General features: G+C 61.4%; 15 protein-coding genes and 1 pseudogene. 9 read left to right on the top strand and 7 right to left on the bottom strand.

Annotated features, from left to right (window positions below):
• Positions 1–273 precede the first annotated feature (273 nt).
• The 5 genes and pseudogenes from MF410_RS17545 to MF410_RS17525 all read left to right on the top strand — a co-directional run bounded on the left by MF410_RS17545 (position 274) and on the right by MF410_RS17525 (position 6,682).
• Positions 274–1,258: pseudogene (locus MF410_RS17545) on the top strand (sugar ABC transporter substrate-binding protein).
• A 157-nt stretch (positions 1,259–1,415) separates the two neighbouring features.
• Complete coding sequence (locus tag MF410_RS17540; protein WP_097624842.1) at positions 1,416–2,936, top strand: sugar ABC transporter ATP-binding protein; 1,521 nt, start codon at positions 1,416–1,418, stop codon at positions 2,934–2,936.
• Positions 2,920–3,942: an ABC transporter permease gene (locus MF410_RS17535; protein WP_097624603.1), complete on the top strand. Its 1,023-nt coding sequence runs from the start codon at positions 2,920–2,922 to the stop codon at positions 3,940–3,942. Before MF410_RS17540 ends, MF410_RS17535 begins: the two co-directional genes overlap by 17 nt.
• 85 nt (positions 3,943–4,027) lie before the next feature.
• Positions 4,028–4,975: a glutathione synthase gene (gene gshB, locus MF410_RS17530; protein WP_097624604.1), complete on the top strand. Its 948-nt coding sequence runs from the start codon at positions 4,028–4,030 to the stop codon at positions 4,973–4,975.
• A gap of 174 nt (positions 4,976–5,149) precedes the next feature.
• Positions 5,150–6,682: a YifB family Mg chelatase-like AAA ATPase gene (locus MF410_RS17525; protein WP_131710687.1), complete on the top strand. Its 1,533-nt coding sequence runs from the start codon at positions 5,150–5,152 to the stop codon at positions 6,680–6,682.
• Positions 6,683–7,181: 499 nt separating this feature from the next.
• Here MF410_RS17525 and MF410_RS17520 read toward each other — a convergent pair whose 3' ends face one another.
• A complete protein-coding gene (locus MF410_RS17520) occupies positions 7,182–7,682 on the bottom strand; it encodes a hypothetical protein (RefSeq protein ID WP_239619921.1) in 501 nt (166 codons plus the stop codon).
• Between MF410_RS17520 and MF410_RS17515 the strand changes: the two genes are divergently transcribed.
• Positions 7,667–8,593, top strand: a complete 927-nt coding sequence (locus tag MF410_RS17515) for a reverse transcriptase family protein (protein WP_239619919.1) — start codon at positions 7,667–7,669, stop codon at positions 8,591–8,593. The two genes, MF410_RS17520 and MF410_RS17515, sit on opposite strands and share 16 nt — an antisense overlap.
• 326 nt (positions 8,594–8,919) lie before the next feature.
• Here the strand turns inward: MF410_RS17515 and cysK are convergent, their stop codons facing one another.
• Together cysK and MF410_RS17505 are read right to left on the bottom strand one after the other, a co-directional pair.
• Positions 8,920–9,882: a cysteine synthase A gene (gene cysK, locus MF410_RS17510; RefSeq protein WP_097624608.1), complete on the bottom strand. Its 963-nt coding sequence runs from the start codon at positions 9,880–9,882 to the stop codon at positions 8,920–8,922.
• Between the two features lie 144 nt (positions 9,883–10,026).
• Positions 10,027–10,644 (bottom strand): LysE family translocator, encoded by a 618-nt coding sequence (locus MF410_RS17505; protein WP_097624609.1) that lies wholly within the window; start codon positions 10,642–10,644, stop codon positions 10,027–10,029.
• Positions 10,645–10,872: 228 nt separating this feature from the next.
• Between MF410_RS17505 and MF410_RS17500 the strand changes: the two genes are divergently transcribed.
• A complete protein-coding gene (locus MF410_RS17500) occupies positions 10,873–11,391 on the top strand; it encodes a DNA starvation/stationary phase protection protein (RefSeq protein WP_097624610.1) in 519 nt (172 codons plus the stop codon).
• Between the two features lie 45 nt (positions 11,392–11,436).
• Here MF410_RS17500 and MF410_RS17495 read toward each other — a convergent pair whose 3' ends face one another.
• Entirely contained in the window at positions 11,437–12,339 is a 903-nt protein-coding gene (locus MF410_RS17495; RefSeq protein ID WP_097624611.1) for a DMT family transporter, read from the bottom strand.
• Positions 12,340–12,451: 112 nt separating this feature from the next.
• Between MF410_RS17495 and MF410_RS17490 the strand changes: the two genes are divergently transcribed.
• Positions 12,452–12,916 (top strand): Lrp/AsnC family transcriptional regulator, encoded by a 465-nt coding sequence (locus MF410_RS17490; RefSeq protein WP_003583755.1) that lies wholly within the window; start codon positions 12,452–12,454, stop codon positions 12,914–12,916.
• A 12-nt stretch (positions 12,917–12,928) separates the two neighbouring features.
• Here MF410_RS17490 and MF410_RS17485 read toward each other — a convergent pair whose 3' ends face one another.
• Both MF410_RS17485 and dut read right to left on the bottom strand, forming a co-directional pair.
• On the bottom strand, positions 12,929–13,828 hold the full coding sequence (locus MF410_RS17485; RefSeq protein WP_097624612.1) for a GNAT family N-acetyltransferase: 900 nt from the start codon (positions 13,826–13,828) through the stop codon (positions 12,929–12,931).
• Positions 13,828–14,298 (bottom strand): dUTP diphosphatase, encoded by a 471-nt coding sequence (dut, locus tag MF410_RS17480; RefSeq protein ID WP_097624613.1) that lies wholly within the window; start codon positions 14,296–14,298, stop codon positions 13,828–13,830. The genes MF410_RS17485 and dut overlap by 1 nt, the downstream gene beginning before the upstream one ends.
• A 91-nt stretch (positions 14,299–14,389) precedes the next feature.
• Here dut and MF410_RS17475 point away from each other — a divergent pair, with 91 nt between their 5' ends.
• Positions 14,390–15,973, top strand: coding sequence for a peptide chain release factor 3 (locus tag MF410_RS17475; RefSeq protein ID WP_097624614.1), 1,584 nt, complete (start codon positions 14,390–14,392; stop codon positions 15,971–15,973).
• Between the two features lie 10 nt (positions 15,974–15,983).
• Here MF410_RS17475 and MF410_RS17470 read toward each other — a convergent pair whose 3' ends face one another.
• Positions 15,984–17,318, bottom strand: a complete 1,335-nt coding sequence (locus MF410_RS17470; RefSeq protein ID WP_097624615.1) for an HlyD family type I secretion periplasmic adaptor subunit — start codon at positions 17,316–17,318, stop codon at positions 15,984–15,986.
• Positions 17,319–17,326: the final 8 nt, after the last annotated feature.

Here is a 17,326-nt window from a genome sequence, read left to right as displayed (position 1 = left end):
TGGCTTCCAGCTAATGGTCTTCAGGTCCCTAGTCAAAGGGCCGTGTCTCGATTCCAGCGTCTGAACGTGCGAGCAGCGCCTGCCTAAGAGCATGGAAACGGTTCATCGCGCTCATGTCAATATGCGTCGAACGTGGCGATGCAGTTCGCTCCAGGGCGCCGTTTTGGTCGCTTGACAATTTTTGGAGGCGTGTTACCCATTTGGCGTTGGAAACGGTTCATTTGCCGCGGGCAACTCAGATGGAGCTGAGCCCTGGGCCGTTCGGAGGAAAAAATGTCCAAATTTAAGCGTGAATCCGTCTTGATCAATGCACCGCGCCGTGCGGCCTTGAAGCTCGGTATCGCCGGTACCCTGGTGCTGGCGCTGTCCTGCAGCGTGTCGACTGCCTTCGCGGCCGAGAAGCCGAAGGTCGGCCTGATCATGAAATCCTTGTCCAATGAGTTCTTCAAGCAGATGAAAGCTGGCGCCGACAAATATGCGGCTGAGAACAAGGACAAGTTCGATTTCAAGGCCGTCGGCATGAAGGACGAGCGTGACTTCGCCTCGCAGGTCGACGCCGTCGAGAACTTCGTCACCCAGAAATACGATATTATCGTCGTAGCACCCGCCGATTTCAAAGGCGATGGCGACGCCGCTGGCAAAGGCGGTCAAGGCCGGCGTCAAGGTCATCAACATCGACGTACCGCTCGATGCCGATGCCAAGAAGAAGGCCGGTATCGATCTGGCTTTCTTCGGACCTGACAACAAGGAAGGCGCAAAGCTTGCAGGCGATGCGCTGGCCAAGGATCTCGGAGCCGGCGCCAAGGTGGTCATCCTCGAGGGCAACCCCGAGGCCGACAACGCCAAGGAGCGCAAGGAAGGCTTCATGGCCTCGGTCAAATCGGGCAAGCTCGAGCTTCTCGACAGCAAGACCGCCCATTGGGAGACCGAAGAAGCCAATACCGTCATGACGAATTTCCTGACGAAGTATAAGGATATCCAGGGCGTCATGGCCGCCAACGACTCCATGGCTCTCGGCGTCGTCAAGGCTCTCGATGCCGCCGGCCAGGCCGGCAAGATCAAGGTTGTCGGCTTCGACAACATCCCGCCCGTTCAGCCGCTGATCAAGGATGGCAAGATGCTCGCCACCGTCGAGCAGTATGGTGCGCAGATGGCGGTCATGGGCATCGACTACGGCCTGCGCGAACTTGCCGGCGAAAAATTCACTGGCTGGGTCAAGACCGACGTCAAGCTCGTCACCTCTGCCGATCTGAAATAAGCGGATCGCCGGTTGTAAAACCAAAGGAGCGCCGGCTGCTGGCCGGCGCCAACCGCTAACAAACCGATTGACGCGTTGATCGCTCCGGATGAGGCTCGTTTTCGAGCCTCTCCTATGCGCCTTCGCGGAGGATCGCATAAGCGCGCATGAGGTCGACGTGTCAGACGCAGTAGATGACGACATCCTGAGGCTGGAAGGGATCGGCAAGCGCTTCCCGGGAGTCGTGGCGCTCAAGGATGTTTCGATGCGGATCGGCCGCGGCAAGGGGCATGTTCTCCTTGGCGAGAACGGCGCCGGAAAATCGACCCTGATCAATCTGCTCGGCGGCGTCTTCAGGCCGGATGACGGTCACATCCTGTTCGACGGCAGGCCTTATCACCCGGCCTCGCCGCTTGAGGCGTTCAGGGCCGGCATCCGGGTTATTCACCAGGAACTGCATCCCCTCTCCAACCTGACGGTTGCCGAAAACCTGCTCTTCGAACATCTGCCGCGCCGCTACGGCCTGGTGAACTACAAGGCGATGAACGCCAGGGCCGCCGAACTGCTCGAAGAGGTCGGCCTCGATGTCGCCCCGACGACGTTGGCGAGCCGCCTCAGCGTCGCCCAGCTGCAGCTGGTCGAGATCGCCAAGGCGCTATGTTACGAAAGCAAGCTTCTCGTTCTCGACGAACCGACGGCGACCCTGACCTCCAAGGAGGTCGATCGCCTGTTCGAGATTCTGAAACGGCTGAAGGGCCGCGGCGTCACCACCCTCTATATCTCCCACCGGCTGGAGGAAATCTTCGAAGTCGGCGACGAGGTGACGGTGCTGCGCGACGGCCAGCATGTGATCACCCGGCCGCTGGCAGGCCTTGCTATTCCCGATATCGTCGAGCTGATGGTCGGGCGCAAGCTTGCCGATCACGGCATCTTCAAAGGCGACAGCACAATATCCGGCGAAGCGCTCGGTGTCTCCGGCCTGAAGGTGACGCGCAACAGCCCGGAACTGTCCTTCTCGGTTGCCAAGGGCGAAATCGTCGGCATTGCCGGCCTGGTCGGCAGCGGCCGCACCGAGGCGGTGCGCGCCCTCTTCGGCGCCGACCTGAAGGCCTCTGGCGAGATCCGCCTGGACGGCGCGCCGGTCGAGATCAACTCGCCGAAGGATGCGGTTGCCGCCGGCCTGTGCCTGGCGACCGAAGACCGCAAGATGCAGGGCCTGATGCTCGACATGAGCTGTGCCCAGAATGCCACCATCACCGATCTCGCCAAGATCTCCCGCAACGGGCTGATCAACCGGAGAGCGGAGGACGATCATTCGCAGCGCCTCGTGCGCGAGTTGCGGATCAAGACCCCCTCTATCCATCAGGCCGTCAGGACCTTTTCCGGCGGCAATCAGCAGAAGGTCGTCATCGCCAAATGGCTGTTCCGCGGTCCCAAGGTGCTGATCTTCGATGAGCCGACCCGCGGCATCGACGTTGGCGCCAAGGCCGAGATCTATGAGCTTTTGTGGAAGTTTGCCGCCGAAGGAAAAGGTGTGCTGGTCGTGTCTTCGGATCTGCCGGAGCTGATCGGCATTTGCCATCGCATCATCGTTTTCTCCGACGGCAAGATATCGGGCGAAATCGCCCGCGAACAATTTGACGAGAGCAGGATCCTGTCGCTCGCCTACAAGGAGTACAGCCGTGTCCGCCAGCATTGAAAAACAGACCGAGGCAAAAGAGGCGCGCTTCTGGGACAAGCTGATCAGGATCTCGATGAAGGAGGCGGGCGTCGCCATTGCCCTCGTCCTGATCCTGGCGTTTTTCTCGGCGACGGCGCCCTATTTCGCCACGCCGGAGAATTTCCTGAAGATCTTCGTGCAGATCGCCATCAACACCGTGCTGGCAGCCGGCATGACCTTCGTCATCCTGGTCGGCGGCATCGATCTCTCTGTCGGCTCGCTGCTTGCCCTTTGCACGGTGATCGGTGCGACGATCATGATCAATCCGGTGTTTTCGCCATGGCAGGCGATCATTCTCGCCTGCCTGGCATCAATGGGCACCGGTGCTGCGCTCGGCGCCGTCAACGGCTGGATCTGCGAGAAGTGGAAGCTTCCGTCCTTCATCGTCACCCTCGGCATGTTGAATGTCGCGAGCGGCCTGGCCCGCGTCGTCAGCGACAATTCGACGATTACCGGCCTGCCTCAGCCTTTCGTCGATTTCGGCAACCTGATCTTCTGGGGCATCTTCCCGTCGATCTTCCTGATTGCGATCGTCGTCGTCCTCATCGGCTGGTTCGTGCTGCGCTACACCGTCTTCGGCCGCTTCGTCTTCGCCATCGGCACCAATGAAGAGGCCGTCCGCCTGTCGGGTCACCAGCCGAAACGATACAAGATCGCCGTCTTCACCATCTCGGGGCTGACGGCCGGCATTGCTGCCATGGTCTATTTGCTCCGCCTCAATGTCGGCAGCCCGGTCGCCGGCATCGGCTACGAACTGAATGCCATCGCCGCGGTCATCATCGGCGGCACCAGCCTCTCGGGCGGCAAGGGCTCGATCATCGGCACGTTGGTCGGGGCCTGCATTCTGCAGGTCCTGTCGACCGGATTGCAGCTCTTGGGCGCCGACGACAACATCAAGCCGATCGTCATCGGCGCCGTCATCGTGCTCGCCGTCATTCTCGACAGCTATCGCGGCCGGCTGATGCGCATCCTCGAAACCCGGTAATTGGCTGGCGCCGGAAGCCTTGATTGACCGTTGCGTTTGATACCGGGCCGACCTACATCTGTCCGGCATTCAGCGAGGGACGGAAATGGCCAAGATCACCAATGTAGCGGTCCAGATGGACCATGTCGCCGGCATCAATATTGCGGGCGACTCCACCTTCGCCATGAGCCTGGAAGCCCAGGCGCGCGGCTACCGGCTGTTCCATTACACGCCTGAACGCCTGAGCTTCCGCGACGGCAAGCTCTTTGCCAGCGTCGAGCCGATGCTGCTGCGCGACGTCAAGGGCGATCACTTCGAGCTCGGCGCGCCCGAGCGCGTCGATCTGTCCACCATGGACGTGGTGCTTCTGCGCCAGGACCCGCCCTTCGACATGGCCTATATCACCTCGACGCATCTGCTCGAGCGCATCCACCCGAAGACGCTCGTCGTCAACGATCCGGCCTGGGTGCGCAATTCGCCGGAAAAAATCTTCGTTACCGAATTTGCCGACCTGATGCCGAAGACGCTGATCACCAAGGATGCCGCCGAGATCCGCCGCTTCCGCGACGAGATGGGCGATATCATCCTGAAGCCGCTCTACGGCAATGGCGGCGCCGGTGTCTTCCATTCCACGCGCGACGACCGCAACCTCTCTTCGCTGCTCGAAATGTTCGGCCAGCTTTTCCGCGAGCCCTTCATCGCTCAGCAGTATCTGCCGGACGTGCGCAAGGGCGACAAACGCATCATCCTGGTCGACGGCGAATTTGCCGGCGCCATCAACCGCGTCCCGGCCGAGCACGACAGCCGCTCCAACATGCATGTCGGTGGCCGCGCCGAGGCGACCGAGCTGACGTCGCGCGAACAGGAAATCTGCGAGCGCATCGGTCCGGCGCTGCGGGAACGCGGCTTCCTGCTCGTCGGCATCGATGTGATCGGCGATTACATGACCGAGATCAACGTCACCTCTCCCACAGGCATCCGCGAAGTGAAAAAATTCGGCGGCGCCGATATCGCAAGTCTGCTCTGGGATGCGATCGAGCGCAAACGCGGCTGAGCCTGCCGGCCGCAGCCGGACGCGGGCATGATCGGATACAACCAAGGTCACTTGCTTCGTCCGAATATGTTCCGCGACTGTTCTTGTTTTATTCTTTTTCCATGCCAGATTGCAACCGCTGGCCTTAAAGGCCGCAGGGCGGTAAGTAAAGTTTGCTGGGCAGGGGGTAGGCGGATGGTCGCGCGCGTCAGTACGGTTGCATTTCAGGGTATCGAAGGCGTGCCGGTCGAGGTCCAGGTCATGGTCGCGCCCGGCAAGATCGGCATGCAGATCGTCGGCCTGCCCGACAAGGCCGTGGCCGAAAGCCGCGAGCGGGTGCAGGCCGCCCTTCATGCCTCCGGCCTGTCGCTGCCGGGCAAGCGGGTGACCGTCAATCTGGCGCCCGCCGATCTGCCGAAAGAGGGCTCGCATTTCGATCTGCCGATCGCGCTTGCCCTGATGGCCGCCCTCGGCGCCATTCCCGCCGATGCGCTGTCGGATTATGTCGTCGTCGGCGAACTCAACCTCGACGGCACCATCGCCGCGATATCAGGCGCGCTGCCGGCTGCCATCGGCGCCAATGCGCTCGGCAAGGGGCTGATCTGCCCGGCCGAAAGCGGCGCCGAGGCCGCCTGGGCCGGCGCCGAGGTCAATATCCTCGCGCCGCGCAGCCTGATCGCCCTCGCCAATCATTTCCGCGGCACCCAGGTGCTGTCGCGGCCGGAGGCGTCGATCCGCGCCAATGCCGCCAACCTGCCGGATCTTGCCGAGATAAAGGGCCAGGAAAGCGCCAAGCGTGCCCTCGAAGTGGCGGCCGCCGGCGGCCATAATCTCTTGATGGTCGGCCCTCCCGGCTCCGGCAAGTCGATGCTGGCCGCACGGCTGCCGTCGATCCTGCCGCCGCTTTCGGCGGCCGAGCTGCTTGAAGTCTCGATGGTCCATTCGATCGCCGGCCAGCTTACCGGCGGCAAGCTTTCCGATCGCCGTCCCTTCCGCACCCCGCATCATTCCGCCACCATGGCGGCCCTCGTCGGCGGTGGCCTGCGCGCCCGTCCCGGCGAAGCCTCGCTTGCTCATCATGGCGTACTCTTCCTCGACGAATTTCCGGAGTTCACGCCGCAGGCGCTCGATGCGCTGCGCCAGCCGCTCGAAGGCGGCGAATGCGTTATTGCCCGCGCCAATCACCGCGTCTCCTATCCGGCGAAATTCCAGCTGATCGCCGCCATGAACCCCTGCCGCTGCGGCATGGCCGGCGAGCCCGGCCACAGCTGCGCCCGCGGCCCGCGCTGCATGAGCGATTACCAAGCCCGCATCTCCGGCCCGCTGATGGACCGCATCGATATCCGCATCGACGTACCCGCCGTCTCCGCCGCCGATCTCATCCGCCCGATGGCCGCCGAGGCCAGCGCCGACGTCGCCCGCCGCGTCGCCCGCGCCCGCGAACGGCAGCAAGAGCGCTTCGAGGCCGCCGGCGCCAAGGGCATCGGCACCAATGCCCGCTGCTCCACATCAATGATCGAGAAACTCGCCGAACCGGATGCCGCCGGCCTGCAGCTCTTGCGCGACGCCGCCGAAAAAATGAAATTCTCCGCCCGCGGCTACCACCGCGTCCTCAAGGTCGCCCGCACCCTGGCTGATCTCGACGGCAAACCGACCGTCGGCCGCCTGCATCTTGCCGAAGCGATTTCTTACCGGATCGCGGGGGAGAGGCTGACGGCGGCGGCGTAAGAAGAGTGGATTTTCTAACAAGTCTGAGGCCGGCTGGGCCGGCGCCGAGGGTAATATGCTCGCGCCAACCCCACAGCCTGATCGCCCTTGCCAATCATTTTCGCGGCATTCAGGTCCTGCCCCCTGACAGAATAACGCGTCCACGGTGGAAAAAAGTTCGCTGTTAGCGAATATTGTTCTTGTAATTGCGGCAGGGCGAGTTTACATCTCGTTTCAGATCACGAGCGGAAGAAGTCGTTATTTTCAGGCCATTCGCGAAAGCGAATGCCGTGGAGGGCCTTCGTGCCCTCTGATCTTACCCGGACGCCCGAGGAGACCCGAGAGGGGACGACGGCGGCGGGCGAAGCAGAAGCAACCCCGACGAGCGGGTTGCTTCTAGGTAGACGGTGCATGCTGCTGGTTCCGAGTTTGTTTGGCGACGACCCTTAGGGATGGTCCCGAGGGCAAACAGAAGGGAATCTCTATGTCTGTAGAAGAAAGTGATCGCCAGCGGCAGCGGTTAAGGAGTGGAACAAAGACGCGCTGGAAGCAGTTCGTCTCTTGGTGCTGGAAACAGCTGAAAAATCCGCAAATGTTGAAGGTGGTCGTCAGGCTGGCTTTGACCATATATCGCATATTGCGAGTATGCCACGATATCTTCGGACCGTCGTGATAAACCGTGAACCCAATATCTACAAGGAAGGGAACGTAATATGTTATCCGAAGCCTTGAGATTAATGAGGGTTTTCCATGACTTGAAGCAGGTTGAACTTGCGGAAAAGCTTGGTATTTCCAGATCGCATCTCTCAGAGATCGAGAGTGGAAGCAAGATACCTTCACTTGATATAATTGAGCGATACTCAAAGACCTTCGGAATCCCGGTGTCTTCGATAATGTTCTTTTCCGAGAACATCGAGAATGCCGGAAAGGGCGAGAGGGCGAAAGCTTTTGTTGCGTCGAAGGTCATCAGTTTCTTACGGTTGATCGAGCAGAAATCATCGTCGAATGCCGCGTAAGTCATTCCGTTTCCATAAGATCGAAGATAGCGCTCTTTTCAATGTGAGCACACGTAAGAAGCTCGCAAACGTTTTGATGTGTTCGCTACCGCTTCTGAAGGCCGTCGAGGGTCTGGATGTTCGCTATAAGAAACGTTGGAAGCGAAAAGACAGCGACACCGCGCCTTGGCTGACACAACCCCCGCCACCTGACCAAGCAACCCAGTACCGTCCTATCGATATTCCAGTCGATCAGTTGAAAAAGTTGCAAGCACGGATCGCAGACCTGCTTTCCCGCATCGAAACTCCCCCTTTTCTTTGTAGCCCTGTTAAAGGCGTCTCTTATGTGGATAACGCAGGAAGACACGTTAACAATCGCGCCTTCTGGCTCCTCGATATTGCTGACTACTTTCCGAACTGCAGCGCCGATCGAGTAGCCTGGTTTTTCGGAACGATCATGAAGTGTGCGCCTGATGTTACGGCGGTGCTGGTGTCGTTGACTACCGATATGAATAGGTTGCCCCAAGGATCACCCTGCAGTCCGATCCTTGCTTATTACTCGAACATGAAAATGTGGCACGACGTGGCGACCTTGGTTGCAGGGGCTGGGTGCATCCTCAGTGTATATGCGGATGACATCACTATTTCAGGAAAAACTGTGCCGGGCTCCCTCATTTGGCAAGTGAAGCAGGTTATTTTTAGGAACGGCTTTAAGCTTAAACACGAAAAAGAACTGAGCCTTATGGCCTCCCCTGCCGACATAACCGGCGTAATCGTTAGAGACGGAAAGCTCAAACTACCAAATCGGCAGCATAAGAAGATTGTTGACCTGTCAAAACAGCAGAAGATAGCAACCGATACGAAACTGCTGGCCAAGATAGAGAGTCAGATACGTGGGCGTCTCGCTCAGCGTAGGCAAATTGAAGAAGCCATCTAGGCCAACGTGGTTGCTTCCCAGGATCAGTTCCGGCCTCAGTCATCGCCAATTGCTGAGTCCGATTCTCCGTCCGCAGGAGCATGCCCCTGCGGACGGTTGCCGCAACGGCCCCGACGGCGTCCATAGGCGTTGTTGTTTGCACTCGGGCGTCCGAACTTCTGGACATGATCCAATCGGACAGTTCGGAAAGTCCCATGCCTCTTGACCTTGTCCCTTCCAATTGTAAGTTCGCTCCTGTCGATCACGTTAGCAATAGCAAGGGGCGCCGCAGCGCCCCAATATTTTCCCGAGAATTAGGAATGGGAAAGCGGAGCTGAAGCTCTACGTCAGCTCCCGAGCCCCTCAAACAGCGCCGTGGACAGATAACGCTCCGCAAAGGACGGAATGATCACCACGATATTTTTACCCGCATTCTCCGGACGGCTGCCGACCTTGATCGCCGCGGCTAGCGCCGCACCCGAGGAGATGCCGACCGGCACGCCTTCGAGCCTGGCGACCAGGCGCGCCTGTTCGAAAGCCTCGTCATTGGTGACGGTGACGACCTCGTCGTAGATGCCGGTATCGAGGATCTTCGGGGCGAAGCCGGCGCCGATGCCTTGGATTTTGTGCGGACCGGGATTGCCGCCGGAGAGGATCGGGGAATCGGCGGGCTCGACGGCGATGATCTGGATCTCGGGCTTGTGGCTTTTCAGCACCTGGCCGACGCCGGTGATCGTGCCGCCGGTGCCGATGCCGGAGACGAGGATGTCGACCGTGCCCTCGGTGTCGTTCCAGATTTCCTCGGCGGTCGTCTTGCGGTGGATTTCGGGATTGGCCGGGTTTTCGAACTGCTGCGGAATGATGGCGTCGGGAAGCGACGCCGCCAGCTCCTCCGCCTTGGCGATCGCGCCCTTCATGCCCTTCGGTCCCTCGGTCAGCACCAGCTCGGCGCCGAGCAGCGCCAGCATCTTGCGGCGCTCGACCGACATAGTTTCCGGCATGGTGAGGATCAGCCGGTAACCCTTGGCGGCGGCGGCAAAGGCGAGCGCGATACCGGTGTTGCCGGAGGTCGGCTCGATCAGCACCGTCTTGCCAGGGGTGATCTTGCCCTGCGCTTCCAGGCTTTCGATCATCGCCACGCCGATGCGGTCCTTGACGGAGGCGATCGGGTTGAAGAATTCGAGCTTGCCGATCAGGTTGGCCACCACGCCCTTTTCCCGCGCCAGCTTGTCGAAGCGCACGAGCGGCGTGTTGCCGATGGTCTCGGTGATCGAGGAATAGATGCGGCCGCGGCCGGGCTTATGCGACATGAGTGCCTCCCTTTGAAATCCTACGTCTGAAATTGAGGAGGAGAATAGGGTCAAAGGGCTGAAGAGACCAGACCGCGTTCATGTCGGGAGGGCGGGCGTCGGAGAAAAAAAGCTTTGAAAACCGTTTCTTGCCGGATGTTTATTTCAGGCCGCCCGTGTGGCGATGAAGGCCGCCGTGCCGGCCAGGATGCCTGAAGCAACCCGGTTCAGCGCCTGCAGGGCGCGCGGCTTTTTCAGCATCGTGCGGGCCCGCGAGGCCAGCAGCATATAGGGCACGAGCACGACGATCAGCACCACGAAGGTCACCGCAAGCAGCATCGCATAGTCGCGCAAGCTTATATGGCCGATATCGATCAGCGTTGGCGCCAGCGCGACATAGAACAGCATCGTCTTCGGATTGCCGAGCGTCACCAGCAGGCCGGAAAGGAAGGACAGGCCGATATTGCTGGATTTCTTCGCCGCGATATCCTGCGGCACCAGTCCCGCCGTCCACAATTTCCAGGCGATATAGCCGAGATAGAGCGCGCCGGCGATCTTGATGACGATGAACACCTCGGTGAAGGTCTGCGCCACAAAGGCAAGGCCGAGAATGACCGCGGTGAGATAAGTCATGTCGCCGAGCACCAGGCCGAGGCCCATGAAGAAGGTCTCGCGGAAATTCGAGCCGAGCGCGCGGGCGACGATCGCGGTAATCCCGGGTCCGGGAATGGCCGCGGCGATGAACAGCGCTCCGGCATAGGCGATCAGGGCGGTAAGGCTCATCTTTGATATCCACTGGATTGCGCGATCTCTCTATAGGCGCGCGTTGCGGCTTCATCAATGCTTCGGTGCTGATCGGTCCATAACCATAAGGAATAGGTCTGCTGAACCTCGGTCCACTTGGAAAGCGGTCGGGCCTTGCTAGTTCTCTCTCTGCACGCGCGCCGTCAGTGTCTTCTGCGCTCGAAAAGGTCGGCGGCGTCGAGATTTTGATCACCAAGGAGAGAATGAATGTCCCCGACCCCAGCCGAAACCCGCAGACTTTCGCCGCTGAAGACGCCGTCCACTCTGCCGACCAACGCCGTCACCGACATTTCGGCGGCGCTGACCGCGCTGCTCGCCGATGTCTTCGCGCTTTATCTGAAAACCAAGAACTTCCACTGGCACATGTCCGGCCCGCATTTCCGCGACTACCACCTGCTGCTCGACGAACAGGCCGAGCAGATCTTCGCCATGACCGACGACATTGCCGAGCGCGCCCGCAAGATCGGCGGCGTGACGCTGCGCTCCATCGGCCAGATCGCCCGCCAGCAGCGAATTTCCGACAATGACGCGGATTTCGTCACGGCCGAGGACATGCTGTCGGAACTGCGTGAGGACAATGGCCAACTCGTTTCGCTGCTGCGCGAGGTGCACGATCTCTGCGATGAGCACAATGATGTCGCGACCGCCAGCCTGATCGAGAACTGGATCGACGAGTCCGAGCGCCGCACCTGGTTCCTGTTCGAAACGACCCGGCGGCAGAAATAATATCGGCAGTCGGGCGTGGCGTCATCTGTGCGGCGCGCCCGGCTCTCAGCTCTGCAGCGCCCTCGGCCGCAGCCATCTCGGGCTCCAGCCGAGGTTCATGCCGGCGGCGGCAATGAGGATGATTGCGGCGCCCGCGATCTGCATCGGCTGCAGCGCGTGGCCGAAGGCCAGCCGGTCGACGAGGATTGCCGCGATCGGATAGAGGAAGGACAGGGCCCCCGTCAGATGTGTCGGCAGCCTCTGGATAGCGCCATAGAGCAGCACATACATCAGCCCGGTATGGACGACGCCGACGGTCACCAGGATCGCCCATGTCCCGAGATCCGCGGGCGGATGCGAAAAGTCGGTCATCGGCGCCAGCATCAGCATGCCGGTCGCGACCTGGATCAGCGCGATCAGATGCGGCGGCGTGCCTTTCAGCCATTTCGCGGCAAGTGCTGCCAGCGCGTAGAAGAAGGCCGCGCCCAGCGCCATGAGGATGCCGAGGCCGTAGCCGTCGACCGTATTGCCGCTCCCACCCGGTTTCGCCTGGACGATCGCCACCATGCCGGCGAAGGAAAGCATCAGCCAGAACAGCTTGGTGGCGGTTATCTTTTCGCCGAGAAACAGGGCGCCGAGCATCAGCAGCATGAAGGGCTGGGTGTTGTAGACGGTCGTGGCGATCGAGATCGTCGCATGCGAATAGGAGGCAAACAGCAGCAGCCAGTTCAAGACGATGGCGATGCCGCCGAAGATGGCGATGCCGAAGGCGCGCAACGTCAGGATACCAGGCCGAAGCAGCCCGAGCGCGCCGCAGATGACGAGTAGAGTCAGCGCGCCGAACAGGCAGCGCCAGAACACCACGCCGCTGACCGGCTGGCCCGACATGACGACGAACCAGCCGATCGTCCCCGAGATCAGCATCGCTGCCGTCATCTCCGCCGTGCCTCTTCTAATGTCGCCGCTCATGATCGCCTCCGTTTTCGATGGCATCATGATATTGCGGCGGTGCGCGATTTTATATAAGGTTGAAAAGGATGGTGAACGGCATAGCCTAATAATATGAGGAAAGATTGACGACATGCCTAACGATGTGCAATCGCTAGACGAAACCGATCAGGCCATTCTCGAAGCATTGGCCGGCAACGCCCGCATCTCGCTGAAGGAGCTGGCGCAGCAGGTGGGCCTTTCCTCGCCAAGTGCGGCCGAGCGCCTGCGGCGGCTGGAGGAGCGCGGCGTCATCAAGGCCTTCACCATCGATCTCGATCCTGCCGCCGTTGGCTACCCCCTGCAGGCGATCGTCCGTGTGCGGCCGCTGCCGGGACAGTTGCACATCGTCGAACGGCTCATTCAGGAGATTCCCGAAATCGTCGAATGCGACAAGGTCACCGGCGAGGATTGTTTCATCGCCCGCCTGGTCATCCGCTCGATGGCGGAGCTCGACGGTCTCCTCGACCGGGTCGCCGAACGGGCGGAAACCAACACCGCGATGATCAAAGCCTCGCCCGTCAAGCGCCGCCTGCCGCCGCTGTCACGGAAAAAGTAAGGCGGCGAACTTTTAGAAGTCCGCCATCGGAGACAGCATTGCCGGAAAGTGCGGGGCCTCATCGCCGAGCCCGCGCAGCATCAATACCGTGCCGCTTTTCGCCGGCTGCGGAGCACCCGCCCAGTCGAGCTTGTCGGGACGGAAAAACACCTCGATGGCGGCGGAGGCGATGTCGAGCCCGCCGAGGATGACTGCAAGCGTCGGGATCTCGACCGCCACGACATCGAGAAGGCTGAAGCGACCCGCCGCATCCATCTTCCAGGCGATCACCGCTTGCAGGTCTTCGATGAAGCTGACGCGGACATCGGGATCGAGCTGCGTGTTGATGAGAAACATCGCCGCATTGACGGTGACCGAGAGCGAGGTCGAAACCGGGCTCCGCGCGTTCAGCAGCGATTGCAGCAGGGCAAGATCATCCGCATCGGTCGGCGCAAGTTGCCGGGCAGGTCCTGAAAAAATCGATGGGTCTGGTGCCGCTCCCTGATATCGATGCTGTGGTATCGCGCGGAAACCATAGGGCTCATAGAGCGACGGCTTGTCGGTATAGAGGATGACGGCTTCAAAGCCCTGCCGGTCGCACCAGTCGAGCGCCTTCACCGTCAAATCGCGATAGAGCCCGCGTCGGCGCCATGCCGGCCGCACGGCGCCCGATTGCAGCCCGGCGGCATGGACGACCCTGCCATTGAGAACGAAAGGCAGCGCAAAGGCCGAGATATTGGCGGCAAGCCCGCCCTCGGCATCGAACCAGCCGAACGGCATGCTTGTGGGGTCGGGGCCGCCGAGCTGCTGCAACGGGCCGATATCGATGCCGAAAATATCCCGGAGCAGGCGCACCAACGCCGCCCAGCCGGCCGGGTCGCCGAAATAATCCTGCCGGAAGAATAGGCCCGCGCTGTCGGGGCGCTTTGTCATCACACGCCGGTGGAACCGAAGCCACCGGCGCCGCGCGTCGTCTCGCTTGCGGCGGCACTTTCGGCCACCCGCACCTGGGTCACCGGCGCAATCACCATCTGGGCGATGCGCATACCTCGTTCGATGATGAAGGCTTCCTCGCCGAGATTGACAAGCAGCACCTTCACCTCGCCGCGATAGTCGCTGTCGACGGTTCCGGGCGAATTCAGGCAGGTGATGCCGTGTTTGAAGGCAAGGCCGGAGCGCGGCCGCACCTGGCCCTCGAAACCTTCGGGGATCTCGAAGATGAAGCCGGTCGGCACCAGCGCCCTTTTGCCAGGCTGAAGCGTCAGCGGCGCTGCCTCGTCGACGGCGGCGCGCAGGTCCATGCCGGCGGCGCCCTTGCTTTCATAGGCGGGCAGGTCGAGGCCTTCGCCATTGGCCAGGCGGATGAGATTCAGCGTCGGTCTCACATCATGATGAATGGTCATGGCCCATTACTTTGCGCCCTGAGCGCCGAGGTCAATTGCAATGCCAGGCTTTAATCGCTAGATACGCGGCAATTCCACAGGATTCACAAGCATGGCCGAAAGTCTCGCCGAGGCGGTCTCCCGCCGCCGCACATTCGCTATTATCGCTCACCCGGACGCGGGCAAGACGACGCTCACCGAAAAGCTGCTGCTGTTCGGCGGCGCCATTCAGCTTGCCGGCGAAGTCAAGGCGAAGAAGGATCGCATGCAGACGCGCTCCGACTGGATGAAGATCGAGCGCGAACGCGGCATCTCCGTCGTCACCTCGGTGATGACCTTCGAATATAACGACAATGTCTTTAACATCCTCGACACGCCTGGTCACGAGGATTTCGCCGACGACACCTATCGCACGCTGACCGCCGTCGACGCCGCCGTCATGGTCATCGACGCCGCCAAGGGCATCGAGCCGCGCACCCTGAAGCTTTTCGAAGTCTGCCGCATGCGCGATATCCCGATCATCACCTTCATCAACAAGATGGACCGCGAAAGCCGCGATCCCTTCGAGATCCTCGACGAGGTGGAAGAGAAGCTGGCGCTGGATACGGCGCCGATCACCTGGCCGATCGGCCGCTCGAAAACCTTCTGCGGCTCCTACAATATTGCCGCCAACACGGTGCGCGGCTCGGATACCGAAATCGAGGGAACGCCGGTCAACGGTCCGCAGGCTGTTGCCGATCGGCTGCCGGAAAACGAGCGTCGGGCTTTCGTCGAGGAGACGGAACTGGCGATCGAGGCCTGCCGGCCCTTCGACCGCGAATCCTTCCTGGAAGGCCATATGACCCCGGTCTTCTTCGGCTCGGCGCTGCGCAATTTCGGCGTTCGCGATCTGATCAACGCGCTCGGCGAATTTGCGCCGCCGCCGCGCGACCAGGTCGCCGACACCCGGACCGTGCATGCGACCGACGACAAGATGACGGCCTTCGTCTTCAAGATCCAGGCCAACATGGACCCCAACCATCGTGACCGCATCGCCTTTGCCCGCATCTGCTCCGGCAAGCTCGAGCGCGGCATGAAGGCAAGGCTTGCCCGCACCGGCAAGCAGCTCGGTCTGACGGCGCCGCAATTCTTCTTCGCTTCGCAGCGCCAGCTCGCCGACACTGCCTATGCCGGCGATGTCGTCGGCATTCCCAACCACGGGACGCTGCGCATCGGCGATACGCTGACCGAAGGCGAAGCCCTCGTCTTCCAGGGCGTGCCGAACTTCTCGCCCGAGATCCTGCGCCGTGTGCGGCTGGAAGATGCGATGAAGGCGAAGAAGCTGAAAGAAGCGCTGCAGCAGATGGCCGAAGAAGGCGTCGTCCAGCTGTTCTCGCCGGAAGACGGCTCGCCGGCAATCGTCGGCGTCGTCGGCGCCCTGCAGCTCGACGTCCTGAAGGAACGGCTGATGGCCGAATACGGCCTGCCGGTCTCCTTCGAAATGTCGCGTTTCTCCGTCTGCCGCTGGATCTCGGCCGATCAGCCGGCCGATCTGGAAAAATTCCTCACCGTCAAACGCGGCGATATCGCCCGCGATCTCGACGGCGATCCGGTCTTCCTCGCCCAGGACGGTTTTTCGCTGCGCTACGAATCCGAACGCCATCCGGCGATCAAGATGGTCGCCATCAAGGAATATCACGCCGCCAAGGCGGCGTGATCGGTCGCCGCTATTTTTCCCGCAGCGCCCGGCGGAAATTCTGGGTGATCGGCTCGGCCAGATAGGAAAGCACGGTGCGGGCGCCTGTCCGGATCATCGTTTCGCTCGACATGCCGGGCAGAAGCTTGCGGCCTTCCAGCTTGGTGAGTTCGCTCTTGTCGATCAGCACGGTCGCCGCGAAATAGGGCGCCCCGCTGCGCTCCTCCACCATCCGGTCGGCCGACACGATCTCAACGACGCCGTCGAGCGGCGGCAGGTTGTAGCGGGCAAATGCCGGGAAACTGACGCGTGCGCGTTGTCCGGGCGCGATCGTCTCGACATCTTCAGGCCGGACCATGGCCTCGACCACGAGCTGCTGGCCGAGCGGCACGACCGTCATCAGTGTCTCGCCGGGTTTGATGACGCCGCCTGTTGTGTGGACCTTCAGGTCCATGACGATGCCATCGACGGGCGCGACGACATTGGTGCGGGCAAGCACGTCCTTGGCGGACCGCTCCTCCTGTCTAAGGTCGAACAGCTCAGCTTCGACCTTACTCAACTCTTCCACAGCCTCGTTTAGCCGCAAGGTGCTGAGATTGAGGATTTGCATGTCGATCTCGGCCATGGCGCTCTTGGCGCGGGCAATGGCCGCGACATTGGTCGCGCGTTCCCCCTCGACCTCCCGTTGTTGCCGTCTTAGCAGCAGGCCGCGCTCGCGGGTGACCAGCCCGCGTTTGAGGAGGCTTTCAAGATCCTTGGTTTCACCCTCGAACCCCTCGATCTGCTTGTCCTCGGTGATGATCAGCTCCTCCAGTCCCGTGATCTCTTCCTGGGTCTGACGACGGCGCTGGCTGAGAATTTCACGCTCGTCCTGCAGATTGTGGTGCTTCGCCGCGAAGACATCGCGCTGGGCGGCCACCGCGTCCTTTGCCGAGCGGGTGGGGTTTGCGAGCAGCGCCGGGTCGAATTCGATCTCGGTCTTGTCGTCGCGCTCGGCCCGCAGACGAGCGGCCAGCGTCTCACGCGTTGCGATCCGGTTCTGGACCAGATCGAGCCTCGCCTTTGCCTGTGTGGCGTCGAGTTGGATGAGGACAGTACCCGCCTTGACGATATCGCCATTGGCGGCGTTCAGACCGGCGATGATGCCGCCCTCCAGGTGCTGGATGAGCTTGCGGTCGCCGGCAACCTTGATGACCCCGGGGGCCACTGCGGCGCTGTCCAGCGGCGCCAGCGTCGCCCAGCCCCCGGCCATGCCGAAGAACAGGAATATGATCGCGAAGCCGGTGATCGTCACGCCGGTCAGGCGCAGGGGGACCGGAGCGGTGGGCGGTGAAACCGGTAACGGAACGACCTTCATATCCTTCATGTCTGTCT

Source organism: Rhizobium sp. C104, assembly GCF_022354505.1.
Taxonomy (GTDB): domain Bacteria; phylum Pseudomonadota; class Alphaproteobacteria; order Rhizobiales; family Rhizobiaceae; genus Rhizobium; species Rhizobium redzepovicii.
This window is presented reverse-complemented; position numbering and strand designations above follow the sequence as displayed.